This window comes from Deltaproteobacteria bacterium (assembly GCA_021159305.1).
Classification (GTDB): Bacteria; Campylobacterota_A; Desulfurellia; order JAGGSF01; family JAGGSF01; genus JAGGSF01.
Map to the genome: position 1 here is coordinate 1 of JAGGSB010000031.1, position 14,379 is coordinate 14,379.

The 14,379-nt window shown below is 36.8% G+C and carries 13 protein-coding genes and 3 tRNA genes; 3 read left to right on the forward strand and 13 right to left on the reverse strand.

Going from position 1 to position 14,379, the window contains the following annotated elements; genetic code table 11:
* Positions 1 to 100 precede the first annotated feature (100 nt).
* From J7J10_01840 to J7J10_01900, 13 genes are all read right to left on the reverse strand, one after another.
* Positions 101 to 192, reverse strand: a tRNA-Ser gene (locus tag J7J10_01840).
* Between the two features lie 10 nt (positions 193 to 202).
* Positions 203 to 293 (reverse strand) — tRNA-Ser (locus J7J10_01845).
* A gap of 12 nt (positions 294 to 305) precedes the next feature.
* Positions 306 to 390, reverse strand: a tRNA-Ser gene (locus J7J10_01850).
* 39 nt (positions 391 to 429) lie between these two features.
* Positions 430 to 744, reverse strand: coding sequence for an ATP synthase F0 subunit C (atpE, locus tag J7J10_01855; GenBank protein ID MCD6129683.1), 315 nt, complete (start codon positions 742 to 744; stop codon positions 430 to 432).
* Between the two features lie 102 nt (positions 745 to 846).
* Entirely contained in the window at positions 847 to 1,512 is a 666-nt protein-coding gene (gene atpB, locus J7J10_01860; GenBank protein MCD6129684.1) for a F0F1 ATP synthase subunit A, read from the reverse strand.
* 1 nt (position 1,513) lies between these two features.
* Complete coding sequence (locus tag J7J10_01865) at positions 1,514 to 1,876, reverse strand: hypothetical protein (protein ID MCD6129685.1); 363 nt, start codon at positions 1,874 to 1,876, stop codon at positions 1,514 to 1,516.
* On the reverse strand, positions 1,854 to 2,144 hold the full coding sequence (locus J7J10_01870; GenBank protein ID MCD6129686.1) for an AtpZ/AtpI family protein: 291 nt from the start codon (positions 2,142 to 2,144) through the stop codon (positions 1,854 to 1,856). Before J7J10_01870 ends, J7J10_01865 begins: the two co-directional genes overlap by 23 nt.
* Entirely contained in the window at positions 2,086 to 3,375 is a 1,290-nt protein-coding gene (gene hemL, locus J7J10_01875; GenBank protein ID MCD6129687.1) for a glutamate-1-semialdehyde 2,1-aminomutase, read from the reverse strand. Before hemL ends, J7J10_01870 begins: the two co-directional genes overlap by 59 nt.
* Positions 3,368 to 4,051 carry a phosphoribosylformylglycinamidine synthase I gene (gene purQ / locus J7J10_01880; protein MCD6129688.1) on the reverse strand — a complete coding sequence of 228 codons (684 nt, stop codon included), beginning with the start codon at positions 4,049 to 4,051 and terminating at the stop codon, positions 3,368 to 3,370. The genes hemL and purQ overlap by 8 nt, the downstream gene beginning before the upstream one ends.
* Positions 4,051 to 4,284, reverse strand: a complete 234-nt coding sequence (gene purS, locus J7J10_01885; GenBank protein ID MCD6129689.1) for a phosphoribosylformylglycinamidine synthase subunit PurS — start codon at positions 4,282 to 4,284, stop codon at positions 4,051 to 4,053. The genes purQ and purS overlap by 1 nt, the downstream gene beginning before the upstream one ends.
* Positions 4,272 to 4,976: a phosphoribosylaminoimidazolesuccinocarboxamide synthase gene (locus J7J10_01890; protein ID MCD6129690.1), complete on the reverse strand. Its 705-nt coding sequence runs from the start codon at positions 4,974 to 4,976 to the stop codon at positions 4,272 to 4,274. Before J7J10_01890 ends, purS begins: the two co-directional genes overlap by 13 nt.
* A gap of 7 nt (positions 4,977 to 4,983) precedes the next feature.
* The gene (locus J7J10_01895; protein ID MCD6129691.1) at positions 4,984 to 6,270 is read right to left on the reverse strand and encodes a DHH family phosphoesterase; all 1,287 of its coding nucleotides are present in this window, start codon (positions 6,268 to 6,270) and stop codon (positions 4,984 to 4,986) included.
* Positions 6,267 to 7,319 (reverse strand): 4Fe-4S binding protein, encoded by a 1,053-nt coding sequence (locus J7J10_01900; GenBank protein MCD6129692.1) that lies wholly within the window; start codon positions 7,317 to 7,319, stop codon positions 6,267 to 6,269. Before J7J10_01900 ends, J7J10_01895 begins: the two co-directional genes overlap by 4 nt.
* A gap of 56 nt (positions 7,320 to 7,375) precedes the next feature.
* On the opposite strand from J7J10_01900, the gene J7J10_01905 reads away from it, so the two are divergent.
* The 3 genes from J7J10_01905 to J7J10_01915 are packed head-to-tail and all read left to right on the forward strand — an operon-like array spanning position 7,376 to position 14,213.
* On the forward strand, positions 7,376 to 9,454 hold the full coding sequence (locus J7J10_01905) for a hypothetical protein (GenBank protein ID MCD6129693.1): 2,079 nt from the start codon (positions 7,376 to 7,378) through the stop codon (positions 9,452 to 9,454).
* Positions 9,451 to 10,758, forward strand: a complete 1,308-nt coding sequence (gene der / locus J7J10_01910) for a ribosome biogenesis GTPase Der (GenBank protein MCD6129694.1) — start codon at positions 9,451 to 9,453, stop codon at positions 10,756 to 10,758. Before J7J10_01905 ends, der begins: the two co-directional genes overlap by 4 nt.
* A 17-nt stretch (positions 10,759 to 10,775) precedes the next feature.
* The gene (locus J7J10_01915) at positions 10,776 to 14,213 is read left to right on the forward strand and encodes a pyruvate carboxylase (GenBank protein MCD6129695.1); all 3,438 of its coding nucleotides are present in this window, start codon (positions 10,776 to 10,778) and stop codon (positions 14,211 to 14,213) included.
* Positions 14,214 to 14,379: the final 166 nt, after the last annotated feature.

Here is a 14,379-nt window from a genome sequence, read left to right on the forward strand (position 1 = left end):
TGAGCCGGGCAAAAAGAAAAGGGGGTTTGGAGGAAATGAATTTTTGCAGGCGCGCGATTAAAGAAATGTTTAGAAAATTTTTCTGTTTTGCTTCCGCCTTTGGCGGAGGAGGTAGGATTCGAACCCACGGAGGGGCAAAAACCCCTCAATTGATTTCGAGTCAACCGCCTTAAACCACTCGGCCACTCCTCCTTATAAAGGATGGCGGAGAGGGCGGGATTTGAACCCGCGATAGAGTTTACCCCTATTCTCGCTTAGCAGGCGAGCGCCTTAAACCACTCGGCCACCTCTCCTCATAAAAAAGGCGGAGGAGGTAGGATTCGAACCCACGGTACCCCTCGGTACAATGGTTTTCAAGACCACCGCCTTAAACCACTCGGCCACTCCTCCAGCGCTAAAAATAATAATGTTAAACCACTTCTTTTCAAGTTAAATAACGCCAAATGGGTTTGCATAGAGAATAATAAGCGCCACAACCAACATATAAATGGTCAGAGACTCTATCATCGCCAGGCCAATCATCATAACGGTCAAAAGCCTTCCTCCTGCCCCAGGATTGCGTGCTATCCCCGTTGTTGTACCCTGAATAGCCAAACCTTGCCCAATACCACAGCCCAAAGCAGCAAAACCCAATCCTAATGCTCCAGCAAGTGCCACATACATATAATGATTGAACATTGACAAATGTGCAGCATCCTTTACCTCCTGAGCAAAAACAGGAGTTACCAGGAACAGCACAACCATACAACTAAGAAAAACAATTCCACTTCTCCTCAACATCAAATCCTCCTTATCAAAAAATGCATTTTAAAGTATTGCAAAAAATCAGATAAAGTCAATAAAATTTTATTCACCCCCACTTATAACATCGGCAATGTATAAAGTGGAAAGAAGCGGGAAAATAAATGCCTGAATAACAGCTGCCAGAAGCACCAATGCCATTATAGGTAAAGGAACAAGCACTGGCATTAGAAAAAATACAATTACCAGCAGCAAATCATCGCCCATAATATTACCAAAAAGTCGCACTGAAAGAGAGAGAATACGAGCAAAATGACCGATCACTTCCACAGGAACCATCAAAGGCGTAAGCCACCATATAGGACCCATAAAATGCTTAATATACTTTATACCATGTGTCTTTATACCTAAATATTGATAATAAACAAACACAATGAGTGCCATAGCAATTGTTGTATTCCAGCTACTGGTAGGAGGAACAAAACCCGGAATAAGTTCAACAATATTGGCAAAAAAGATAAACAAAGCCAAGGTAGCAATAAGAGGAAAATGTTTTTTGGTATGCTTACCCAATATATCCTCAACAAAAGAGTACAACATCTCTATTATGCTTTCCACTACATTTTGAAAACCTGAGGGCATAAGTTTTAAAGTCAAACGAACAATTAAAGAAAACACTATAATAATAAACATTATAAACCAGGTAAAAACCAGATAATGCGGCAAATGAGTCATCTTAACAAAAAAATCCAGTATCGTTGGTGCTTCCACTTTAATTTCCTCCTACTTTAAATAGATAATTAAAAGCCAGATAAAATGTAACCAAAACCAGAGATAAAGGCACTATGGAGACACCCCACAAAATACCCCATACATTCAACTTACAAATACAAAAGACAAATAAAAGCAAAAGACCAATAAAAATATAACGAACTAAAGAACCAAACATAGCACCTCTATTTCCCCTCACAAAATAAAACGACATTTTCTTCAACAAAAACCAATCAATAAAAATTATTACCCCTCCTATTATCACACCAGCACACATCCCGGCTCCACCGATAAGATAAGAGGAAACTATAGATAGAAAATACACTGTTATCTGTGTCCGTTCAAGTCTTTTTATCGTTATCATTTTTCAGCTTTTTAAAACCTCTGTACATATTTTCAAAACCAGCCACAATACCAAAAAAAAGAAAAATAAAAAACAGCCAGGGGTGTAAGCTGGGAAACCATTTATCTAAAAAATACCCTATAGCTCCTCCAATTAACACCGAAAAGACAACACTAAAACCTATCGTTGTCGCCGTATATAAATCACGATAAAACTTCTTCTTTTTCTCGTTATCTTTTAATATTTTTAAATACCTCCCTTGAGGCATCGATTGTTTTTCGTATATCATCCTCTGTATGTGCACAGGATAGAAAATTTGTTTCAAACTGAGACGGAGGGAGATATACACCATTTTTCAGCATACCATTAAAATACATCGAAAACAAAGATGTATCACATCTGTTAACCATATCGAAATTCTCAGGCATCTTATCACAAAAGAACAAAGTAAACATAGAACCTATAAAACTCGCCTTAGCGGGTAAATCAACTCTTTTTGCTTCTTCCTCCAACCCTAAAGCAAGCTTCTCTGTTGTTTGATGAAGAGAAAGATAAGGATTCTCTCTTCTTAAAGTATCCAAAGTTTCAATTCCTGAAATCATGGCAAGGGGATTTCCGGATAAAGTTCCCGCTTGATAAACATCACCTTGAGGAGAAACAAGACTCATAACTTCTTTTCTCCCCCCATAAAGAGCTACAGGCATTCCTCCGCCTATGACCTTCCCTAAACAAGTAATATCCGGTCTTATGCCCATTAAATTTTGGTAACCACCATAGGTAATTCTAAAACCCGTTAAAACCTCGTCGAATATAAGAAGACTTCCGTACTTTAAAGTAATCTCTCTTAGAGCACTTAAGAAATTCTCATTGGGCAAAATAGTGCCCATATTACCAGCTATTGGTTCAACAATGACACAAGCAATAGTTTCACCTAATTCTTTAAACAGGTTTTGACAGGCATCTATATCATTATACGGAAGAACGATGGTATGACGAGCAAAATCCTTTGGAATACCCGAGCTGGTGGGATTGCCAAAAGTTGCCGCACCAGAACCTGCCTCTACAAGTAGAGAATCAACATGTCCATGATAGCCCCCTGTAAATTTCACAATATCTTCTCTCTTTGTAAATCCCCTGGCCAGTCTTAGTGCGCTCATCGCTGCTTCTGTGCCGGAACTCACAAACCTCACTCTTTCAATGGACGGAATTGCTTTTATAATTCTCCTTGCTAATTCTGTTTCTAGTATTGTAGGTGCACCAAAACTTAAGCCTCGTTCTGCAACTTTTTTCACTGCATCTATAACCTTTTCTGGCGAATGACCCAGGATAGCAGGTCCCCAGCTTCCCACATAATCTATATACTCATTGCCATCTATATCATAAATCTTACTGCCTTTTCCTTTTTGAATAAACAGTGGATCTCCGCCCACTGCTTTAAACGCTCTCACCGGGCTGTCAACTCCCCCGGCAATGTATTTTTCTGCCTCTAAAAACGCTACCTTGCTCATCTTTTTACCCATTTTCCCTCCCGACGAAATTCAACACTTGCCTTCCATCCACACCACCCAAAAGCTCCTCACAAGCCCTCTCGGGATGAGGCATCATGCCTAAAACATTTCCCCTAATATTACACACTCCTGCAATATTATGTAGTGAACCGTTGGGGTTTGCCGCATCTTTTATCTCACCGTCCAATGTAGAGTATCTAAAAACAATTTGCCCATTTTTTCCTAATGTTTCGTATGTTTCATTACTACACCAAAAATTACCCTCTTTATGAGCAATGGGCATCTTTAATATTTTACCCTCAATATTTTTGGTAAACACACATTCACTTTTCTCCACCTTCACGAATATATCCCTGCATATAAAACGCATATTGCTATTTCTCATAAGTACGCCAGGAAGGAGGCCCGACTCGCATAAAATCTGAAAACCATTACAAATACCTATAACAAACTTCCCCTCATCCGCAAATAGCCCTATTCTATCCATTATTTTTGAAAACTTAGCCAACCCTCCAGCTCGCAGATAATCGCCATAAGAAAAACCGCCTGGCAATATAATGCAGTCTATGTCTCCCACATCTTCCTGCTCATGCCAGATGTATACAGGTATTCCGCCCAATGTCTTTATTGACCAAAAAATATCCTTATCACAGTTTGTTCCGGGAAAAACAACAATCCCCACCTTCATTATATAATATCAACCGTCTCTATGATGGGATTGGAAAGTATATCTTTAGATATCTCTTCCACTGTTTTTTGTGTTTCTTTTCTATTTGACCCTTCCATTTCTATTTCAAAATATTTCCCTACCCGTATATCTTTAATCCTCTTTTCTCCTCTTCTCTCTATTACTTTTCTTATCGCTTTTCCCTGCGGATCCAATATTCCCTGTTTTAGTTTTACCACCACTACGAAACGCACCTTATTTTCTCCAAAACCTTTTCATATCCTTCTATCAAATCACCTAAGTCAAACCTAAACCTATCTTTATCCAACACCTCGCCTGTTTTCATATCCCACAATCTTGCTCCATCCGGTGTAATCTCATCCGCAAGTATGAGTTTCCCTTCTTCATCTCTGCCGAATTCAATTTTAAAATCTACCAGCAAAATATCTGCTTGTTCAAACTTCTTTCTTAGCAAATCGTTAACATAAAAAGCAATTTTCTTCATCTCCTCAATTGTTTCTTTGTCCGCTATATCAAACACCCGAATATGATATTCATTGAGCATAGGATCATTCAGCTCATCACTCTTGTAGTAAAACTCAATGATAGGGAATTTTAATTTTTCACCCTTTTTTAACCCCGTTCGCTTAGCCAGAGAACCTGCAATAATATTTCTCACCACAACTTCCAACGGTATAATCTTTACTTTTCTCACCAAAACTTCATCCTGCGATATCTCTCTTACAAAATGCGTGTCAATGCCTGCTTTTTTTAACCAGTCAAAAGCAATGGTAGTTGCCTCCTTATTTAGTCGCCCTTTCCCTTTTATTATGGCAAACTTCTTCCCGTTGAATGCCGTAGCATCATCCTTGAAGTGCATAATCAGCAACCCGGGATCTTCTGTCTCATAAAGAATTTTTGCTTTCCCTTCATATATCGATTTCATAGTACTCCTATAAATTTTTGATGTGAGAAATAAAGCTTTCTTTGTCCTCTCTACCCACATCTACAAGCCATTCAAACATTTCCTTGTCCTTTTTTGTGGTAGTAGCTTTCTCAAAAAATTCCGTATTTATTATTATTCCAGCTGCCAGAAGAAAAGCAATTTTTCTCTCCGGCTTCACATTATGCCTCATATATTCATCCGCTACGATAGCCGATGTACTACCCCAGGGCTCTGTCCTTATTCGGGCCACTTCTTTTAATCTTATATCGCCAAATCGATGATGATCAATAATTTCCTCAATAACACAGCTGAATATACCCTCCGGTGCATTAAGCGTATCCGAATGATCAATTAAGATAACTCTTTTTGCAACATATTTAGCAAGATCTGTGCGTGTTATCACCCCCAAAACCTTCCCCGTTTTTTCATCAATCACAGGTAGGGCACGATTGGGAGATGTAAGCATTCTTTCCCTTATATCATCTACTTTTTCTCCCTGTCTCGCCGTATCCTCACCCTTATTGGCAATCACATAAACAGGCGCACTCCATTCAATCAAACCAACCGTGGTGCAAGCACCATAGGGAGAATAAATAACAGAAACTTCATTTTTTTTCGCAAGTTCAAGCAGCTCTTCACTCAACTCATAACCGTCAAATATCACTAAACATCTCACCTTTTTTTTAATAGCCACCCTTTGTACATCTTCCCTGTCTCCTATCACAGCTACCACTTCTCTCGCATCGAAAGTATCTATAGCAGAACAAAACCTTTCCGCACTAGTAGCAACCACCGTAATGTTAGCTATAAATTCTTCATCTCCGTCCACACTATTTACTACATCACCAGATACAGATCTCGACATCAACTCAATACTCGTTTTCACTCTCCGAAATACATCAGGGACAACGGTAGATATGCTCTTCTTAGCAATATCAATAAAGCCCACCAATCCAAAAAACTTGTCCTCATTATCTACCACCGGAACAACACGAATATCTTCCTTAACCATGATCTTAAACACCTCTACGACGGGAGCACCTAAAGGGGCTACAATCACTCTTTTTGTCATAATATCTGAAACATGAAGATTCAGGTCTTCCATAAGTGGAGGATATTTTATCAGTAGAAAATCTAAAATCTTCATTGTTCTCACTTCTAACAATCCTGCCGTGACTGGGACATACTTGTCTTCCCGCGTAATCTTCTTCTTTAGATAAGCATAACCGATAACAGATGCAATTCCATCTGTATCAGGATTCCTTCGTCCAATAACAAAAACTTTATCTGTCATTTTTTCTCCTTTGCCTCTTCCCAGGAAGCAAATAAGGCATCTTCTTTCCCTTTTCTCATCTCACACATACTACACAGCTCCTTTTCATCCACAGAATAAAAAACAGTGCCGCAATGCGTACACACCTGCCTTCTTAGCTCTTTTAATTTTACCACATCCTTGTTTAACAATACCATATTAGCTTTCTTCTCACAAATAGCCTTTCTCATACAAACATCTATACAATTTCTACAACCTACACATAGGGAAGGAGAAAAACATATTATACCTTTTCTATCGTCTTTTTCTATAGTGATAGCCTTTGTAGGACAGACAAAAACACATGCACCACACAGATTGCAATCATCACTTATAGATATATTTAATAGAAAATCTGTTTCTCTTTCAGATAAAGGTTCTTGAATTAAATCCATAAAGAATAATCTTCGAGGTTTTTCTGCCCGCATGTCCCTTATGGGCTTAGCAAACATCTTAAAAAACTCCCGGCGTGGAGACTCCTCCTCTTTTATTTCCTCTTCGGCTACCTCTTGTTTAATAATAGGTATTTGTTTAATTCCAGAAGAGAAAAGAATATCCTCTAAAAATTTCATATTTCTTTCAAAAGCAAACAAACTCTTTTCATATCCACAACCGTTACATTCACCTTTAGCTATCTCTACCTTAAGCCCTGTTTTAATAAGTTTAAATAAAACATTTTCCGTTAATCTGCTAATACAAGATAAAACCACATTATATGAATCTTCGTCCGCTTTTGCCTTGCTGCACAAAAAACGCACTTTTTTTCTTTCTGCCTCTTTCAATATTTTATTTAAAACAATCTCATCAAAATTATCCCCCAATTTTATTGCCCCTGCTTTGCAGGCAGAATAACATATACCACATCCATTACAATCTTTGGTTATCTTATATTCTCTTGTAGAAAACGATATAGCCCCTTGCGGGCATGATCTTATACAATCATCACATCTGCTGCGTGCAAAAAGCAATCTCGCACAATGATTTTCATTAATTCTCACATCCCCACAAGAGGAAGCATCAAAAACCTGCATACCAAATTATATCAAATATATCTTGTTTTCTCAAGTAGTTGCAATATAATGACCCCATGATTTATCTCTCCATAGTATGGCATATGCATCAGCCATACTACAAAAATGATAGAGAACATACATATTTTATGCCATGGGTGAGATTACATGCCGTAAAAGACTATTACGATATGTTGATGATTGCCAGAGAAGAAAAAGCGAAGGTATCATTCAATCTCACGCCTGTCTTATTAGAACAAATAGAAGACTATACACAGAACAGTGCAAAAGAGATCCAAAACGAAATAGTATTGAAAGACACATCAATCTTAAATGAAGAAGAAAAAACCTATATTATCTCTAACTTTTTCCATGCCAACCATCAAGCAATTTCCGAATCCTTCCGTTATAGCCAGCTGTACAAAAAAAGACAATTGCTTAAGGGCTCCGAAGGTATGACTTCCTCTTCCGGATTTACAACACAGGACATAAGAGATATCCAGATATTGTTCAACCTGGCATGGCTTGGAGAATACACAAAAAGAAAGGACAAAGAAATAAAAACTCTTATTATTAAAGAACGAAACTTCACAGAACAGGACAAGAAAAGCATCTACAACAAACAGATGGAAATTATGAAAAGAATTATTCCTCTGTACAAAGAGGTGTTTACTGAAAAAAAAATTGAAATAACAACATCTCCATTCTATCATCCCATTCTCCCTTTGCTTATTGACACGAATATAGCTTCAGTTTGTTCACCAAATATTAAATTGCCATCTCGTTTTACTCACCCAGAAGATGCAAGAAAACAGATAAAAGAAGGCAAGATATTCGTAGAAAAACTCATGGACAGGGAAATAAAGGGTTTGTGGCCTTCAGAAGGTTCGGTTAGTGATGAAACATTAAACATGGCAGCTCAAGAGGGATTTAATTTTATCATGACAGGTGATGTAATATTAAAAAACACCTCTCCCTCAGCCACGCCTTATAGATGTTACAAATATAAAGACTTGCCTCTCTATATTTTCTTCAGAGATACAGAGTTGTCCGACAAGATAGCCTTCACTTATGCCCAAATGGATGAGGAAAAAGCAGTAGAAGATTTTATAAACACCATAAAAAGGAAAACAAGCGGCACCAATAATCCTATAATAAGCATCATATTGGATGGAGAAAATGCGTGGGAATATTACAGAAAAAACGGCTATCCCTTCCTTAAGTTGCTTTACAAAAAATTAAACGAAGATGACAGTATCACCCTAATCACACCATCCCAGTATCTACAAGAACATAAGGATAAAATCTTATCCCTAAATAATGATATATGGCCTGGTTCATGGATAAACGCAAATTTTAAAGTTTGGATTGGCGACGAAGAAGACAATAAATCATGGGAATTGTTGAAGAAAACAAAAGAAGACCTAAAAGAAATATCAAAACAAAGTGAAAAAGAGATATACGTAGCCGAAGGTAGTGATTGGAATTGGTGGTATGGTTTAGAACATAGCTCGCAACAAGATCTTTTGTTCGATAATCTGTACAGAATACACCTGAAAAATGCCTATCTCTTTTCATCAAAAACACCTCCATCTATTTTAGATGAACCTATAAAAAAATTAAGAACATTCATTGAACCGCAGAAAAAACCCACTGCGTTTATCACTCCGACAATCGACGGGAAAATCAGCTCTTACTATGAATGGTTAGGCGCTGGTGAATATGAAGATATTCTTTCTACAATGCATCCCTCAAAAAAGATAATAAAAAAGATCTACTGGTGTTTTGATGAACAATTTCTTTACCTGCGTATAGATTGTTCCTGCAATTTAGAAGAAAAGACACTAAAGATCACCTTGACCAATGACCAAACACATAGAATAATTATGGAAGAAAATAAGGTTATTGTTCTTCATTATAGCAAAGAAAATAAGCCTATCAGCAAGGGAAAAGAAGGAATAAAAACATGTGCAGATGAAATAATAGAAATAGGCATAGAAAGAAAATCATTCAACCTGAAAGAAAGAGAAATCATAACATTATTTGCAGAGATAAGAAATAAAGACAAGCAGACAGAAGAGCGTTTTCCTCAATGGGGATATATTCAGATAATCATTCCGGATAGTGAATTAGAAAGAAAGAACTGGATAGTATGAGTGTTCCTCAGGTCGCCATCGTAGGAAAGGCAAATGTAGGAAAATCTTCTTTATTTAACCTCCTCATAGGAAAAAGGAAAAGTATAGTGATTAACATACCGCACACCACAAGAGATAGGATTATCGATTACGGGGAAATCAACGGTAAAAATTTCATGTTTATAGATACCGGTGGTTTTTCTAAACAGACAGAACTCTCTCCCTATGTCCTAAATCAGCTATCTATAAGTTTAAAAAGAGCAAATATAATAATCGTTTTATTCGATGCTACCCACCCCCCCACACAGGAAGACGAAGAATTGATGGAACTGGTGAGAAAATACAATAAACCCATCTTGCTTGTTGTAAACAAAATAGATGTCAAAAAAAGTCAGGAAAATATCAACGAATACTACAAATTTGGTGAAATTATACCTATCTCCGTAGCTCACAGAAGAAATACAGAGTTATTAGAAGAAAAGCTACTCTTCTTTGCTGAAGATAGAGAAAGAAGAGAAAAGATCTACACTGCAAAAATAGCAGTGATAGGAAAACCAAATGTAGGAAAATCAAGTATGGCAAACGCCATATTAAACGAAGAAAGAGTTAATGTAAGTCCATTTCCCGGTACCACAACGGATAGCATAGACACAGAATTTAAATATGAAAACAAATCATATCTTCTCATAGATACAGCAGGCTTAAGAAGAAAAGGCAAAATAAAAGGAGACATAGAAAAGATTAGTGCCTTACAAAGCATACTATCCATAAATAGAGCAAATATTGTCATTCTCATTGTCGATGCAAAAGAAGGGATAACAACTGAAGACAAAAAAATTGCCTCTTATGCCCAAAAATTAAACAAATGCCTCGTTGTAGTTTTAAACAAGTGGGATACAGTTGAAAAAAAAACAGAAACACTGCAAAAGACAAAGGAAGAACTCTTTTTTGCACACTACGCTCCTATTGTTTGTACAGTCGCTATAAAACGAAGAAATATTGGCAAACTTCTGCATTGGATAGAAAAAATAGTAGAAGCATATAAAACAAGAATATCCACTGCCAGATTAAATGAAGATATGCAGAAAGTAATCAAAAAATATCCCCCTTTTTCTAAAAAAGGAAAAGAAATAAAAATTAAATATATTACGCAAGCAAGTATATCTCCGCCAACATTTATCCTATTCGCTACGAAACCAGAAGAGATTACAGAAAATTACAAGAGATATATCTTAAACAATCTATACAGATTATACAAATTTACCGGTTGTTCAATTCGTATAAAGTTTAAGAGTTCCAGGGCAAAATTGACAAATACAGATTAATATGATAAAAATAAACCATGAGTAAAGAAATTAAAAAACTGCTTATAGCAAATAGGGGAGAAATTGCCATAAGAGTAGCCCGTGCTGGTAATGAGCTGGGCATAAGAACAATAGGCATCTATTCGAATGAAGACAAATATTCTCTACACAGATTTAAAATGGATGAGACATACTTAATAGGCAAAGATAAAGACCCCGTAGAAGCCTATCTCTCTATGGACGAAATAATTGAGCTTGCATTGCGAAAAGACATTGACGCTATACATCCAGGGTACGGTTTCTTAGCAGAAAATGCAGAGTTTGCAGAGAAATGCAGAGAAAACAATATAATATTTATAGGTCCCGAACCGGAAACACTAAGATTATTTGAAGACAAATTAAAATCCAAAGAAATAGCCGAACGATGTAATGTGCCTATGATACCCGGTTCCAGAAAAGCTTTAAAAGATGTCAACGAGGCGATAAGCTTTGCTGAGAGCTTTGGTTATCCCATAATGCTCAAAGCATCTAAAGGTGGTGGTGGAAGAGGCTTAAGAATTGTAAAAAGCAAAAAAGACCTCTTAGATAATTTTGAATCTGCAAAAAGAGAAGCAGGAAAGGCATTTGGCAGCTCAGATATGTTCATTGAAAAACGCATAGAAAGACCCAGACATATAGAAGTACAAATCTTAGCAGATAAACACGGAGATGTTGTTCATCTCTACGAAAGAGACTGTTCTATCCAGAGAAGACATCAAAAGATGATAGAAATAACCCCTGCCAGAAACATCCCAGAAGATGTTCTTCAAAATCTATATAAAGATGCGATAAAGATAGCAAAAACATCCAATTATGTAAATGCCGGCACATTTGAATTTTTAATGGATGAAAACTTCAATTATTATTTCTTAGAAACAAATCCCCGCGTTCAGGTAGAACATACAGTGACAGAAAGACTTACGGGCATTGATATTGTCCATTGCCAAATACACATCGCAGAAGGAGAAAGATTAAATGGTGAAAAGATCAATCTTAAACAAGAGGATATAAAAAAGAGAGGTTGTGCTCTGCAGTGTAGAATTACAACAGAAGATCCGGAAAATAACTTCATGCCCGATACAGGTGTAATAGAAGCTTACAGATCACCCGCTGGATTTGGTATAAGATTGGATGCAGGATCAGCCTACGGCGGCGCACGCATTACACCCTATTATGATTCATTGTTGGTCAAAGTAACCTCCTGGGGATTAACATTTGAACAAGCAGTGAAAAAGATGATACGATCTCTAAATGAATTTAGAATAAGAGGCGTAAAAACAAATATTCCCTTTTTACTAAATGTGTTAAGATCAAAAATCTTTTTAGAAGAATACTTCTGCACAGAATTTATAGAAAGACATCCTGAATTACTCAAACTAAAAATAGGAAGAGACCGAGCAACAAGGTTACTTTCATTTTTAGGAAATAATATAGTAAACAAACAAGAAGATATAAAGATAAATGAAAATATCGTGTTCCCCGAAATAAAAAAGATAAATATAACAGATACAACTATTCCTAAAGGTTCAAGAGATATTTTAGAAGAAAAAGGAGTAAAGGGAGTAATAGAATGGATAAGAAATACAGGTGAGATTTTGTTCACAGATACTACATTCCGTGACGCACACCAATCACTTTTAGCCACTCGCATAAGAACATACGATATGCTAAATGTAGGAGAAGCCACCTCCCGTTGGATGTCACAGCTCTTTTCAATAGAGATGTGGGGAGGAGCAACATTTGATGTTGCTTACAGATTCTTAAAAGAAGACCCCTGGAAAAGGGTAGAAGAGCTAAAAGAAAAAATACCCAACATATTGTTTCAAATGCTGTTGAGGGGATCAAATGCTGTAGGATACTCCAATTATCCCGATAATGTTATTAGAGCATTTGTAAAAGAAGCTTCCTCCTGTGGTATAGATGTATTCAGAATATTTGACTGTTTCAACTGGCTACCTCAGATGAAAATATCCATAGAAGAGGTAAAAAAACAAGGAAAAATATGTGAAGCCGCTATCTGTTATACCGGAGATATTTTAGATAAAAACAGAGAGAAATACAATTTAAAGTATTATGTAGATTTAGCAAAAGAATTAGAAAAACTGGATGTAGACATCATTGCTATAAAAGATATGGCAGGTCTGTGCAAACCCTATGCCGCAAAAAAACTCATAAAAACCTTAAAACAAGAAGTAGGAAAACCCATTCACTTTCACACCCATGACACCAGCGGCAATGGAGAAGCATCTATACTTATGGCCATTGAAGCAGGAGCGGATATTGTAGATGCAGCTATCAGTTCTATGTCAGGGTTGACCAGCCAACCAAATATGAATTCCATTGTAAGAGCCATTGCTCACACCAAAAGAAAAAGTTCTATGGACGGAGAAAAATTGGATGAGATATCCGATTATTGGGAAAGAGTAAGAACATATTACTATCCATTCGAAAGTGACCTTAAAGCATCAACAGCAGAGGTATACACCCATGAAATACCTGGCGGTCAATACAGCAACCTAAAACCACAGGTAACAGCATTGGGACTTATAGATAGATGGGAGGAAGTAAAAAAGATGTACGCCGAGGTAAACTGGGCTTTAGGTGATGTTATAAAGGTTACACCATCATCAAAAGTAGTTGGTGATTTAGCTTTATTTTTGGTGAGAAACAATCTTAGTATAGAAGATTTTAAAGAAAGAGCAGATGAACTTTCTTTGCCTCAATCGGTAATGGATTTCTATAAAGGCTTACTGGGGCAACCTTACGGTGGTTTTTTTCCAAAAGGAATAAGAGAGAAGGTATTAAAGGGCGAGACACCAACGGATGAGCGACCAGGAAAATTCTTACCTCCATTTGATTTTGAAGGTGCAAAAAAAGAATTAGAAAACAAATATAAAAAAGATTTCAAATTTCGCGAGCTTATCTCTTATGCACTTTATTCTAATGTATTTGAGGACTATATAAAGTTTAACGATGAATATGGAGATGTAACAAAACTTTCCACTAAAGACTTCTTTTATCCATTAAAACATAATGAAGAAACAAGTGTAATTATAGAACACGGAAAGAAATTATTCATAAGATTTATATCGGTGGGACCATGCGATGAAAAGGGTGAAAGACCTGTATACTTCGAATTGAATGGACCGCAACGCACCATAAAGGTAAAAGACAAAAAAACAGAAGTTTTGGTAAAGCAAAACATAAAAGGAGACTCTGAAAATATAAAACATATATGTGCCACCATGCCAGGAAAGATAATAAGTATCAATGTAATTGAAGGTCAACATGTAGAAAAAGGCGATATATTAGCTACTACAGAGGCAATGAAGATGGAAACAAAAATTGTTACCGCATGTGAAGGAACAATCAAAAAGATATATTTAAAAGAAAAAGAAAGCATAGAAGCAGGGGACCTAATTATGGAATTAGAATAGTTTACTTGCAATATTTCTCTTGTTGTGCTATAAAGCAAGAAAAAATACACGTGCAGGTTATCCTGAAGGAGGCTGAAATAGGCTTATTCCTGCGCGGAAGAAAATCCTGAAGGAGGTTCTTTATGACGCAAATCAAAGATTCGCGTCTAAAAACCTCCTCTTTTTG

Excerpts from the sequence above, each read along its gene's own strand:
- purQ (MCD6129688.1), bottom strand. The coding sequence starts at position 4,051 with ATGAAGGTGGGGATTGTTGTTTTTCCCGGAACAAACTGTGATAAGGAT.
- hemL (MCD6129687.1), bottom strand. The coding sequence starts at position 3,375 with ATGGGTAAAAAGATGAGCAAGGTAGCGTTTTTAGAGGCAGAAAAATAC.
- J7J10_01895 (MCD6129691.1), bottom strand. The coding sequence starts at position 6,270 with ATGACAGATAAAGTTTTTGTTATTGGACGAAGGAATCCTGATACAGAT.
- J7J10_01870 (MCD6129686.1), bottom strand. The coding sequence starts at position 2,144 with ATGATATACGAAAAACAATCGATGCCTCAAGGGAGGTATTTAAAAATA.
- J7J10_01865 (MCD6129685.1), bottom strand. The coding sequence starts at position 1,876 with ATGATAACGATAAAAAGACTTGAACGGACACAGATAACAGTGTATTTT.
- atpE (MCD6129683.1), bottom strand. The coding sequence starts at position 744 with ATGGTTGTGCTGTTCCTGGTAACTCCTGTTTTTGCTCAGGAGGTAAAG.
- J7J10_01905 (MCD6129693.1), top strand. The coding sequence starts at position 7,376 with ATGATTTATCTCTCCATAGTATGGCATATGCATCAGCCATACTACAAA.
- J7J10_01915 (MCD6129695.1), top strand. The coding sequence starts at position 10,776 with ATGAGTAAAGAAATTAAAAAACTGCTTATAGCAAATAGGGGAGAAATT.
- der (MCD6129694.1), top strand. The coding sequence starts at position 9,451 with ATGAGTGTTCCTCAGGTCGCCATCGTAGGAAAGGCAAATGTAGGAAAA.
- J7J10_01890 (MCD6129690.1), bottom strand. The coding sequence starts at position 4,976 with ATGAAATCGATATATGAAGGGAAAGCAAAAATTCTTTATGAGACAGAA.
- J7J10_01900 (MCD6129692.1), bottom strand. The coding sequence starts at position 7,319 with ATGCAGGTTTTTGATGCTTCCTCTTGTGGGGATGTGAGAATTAATGAA.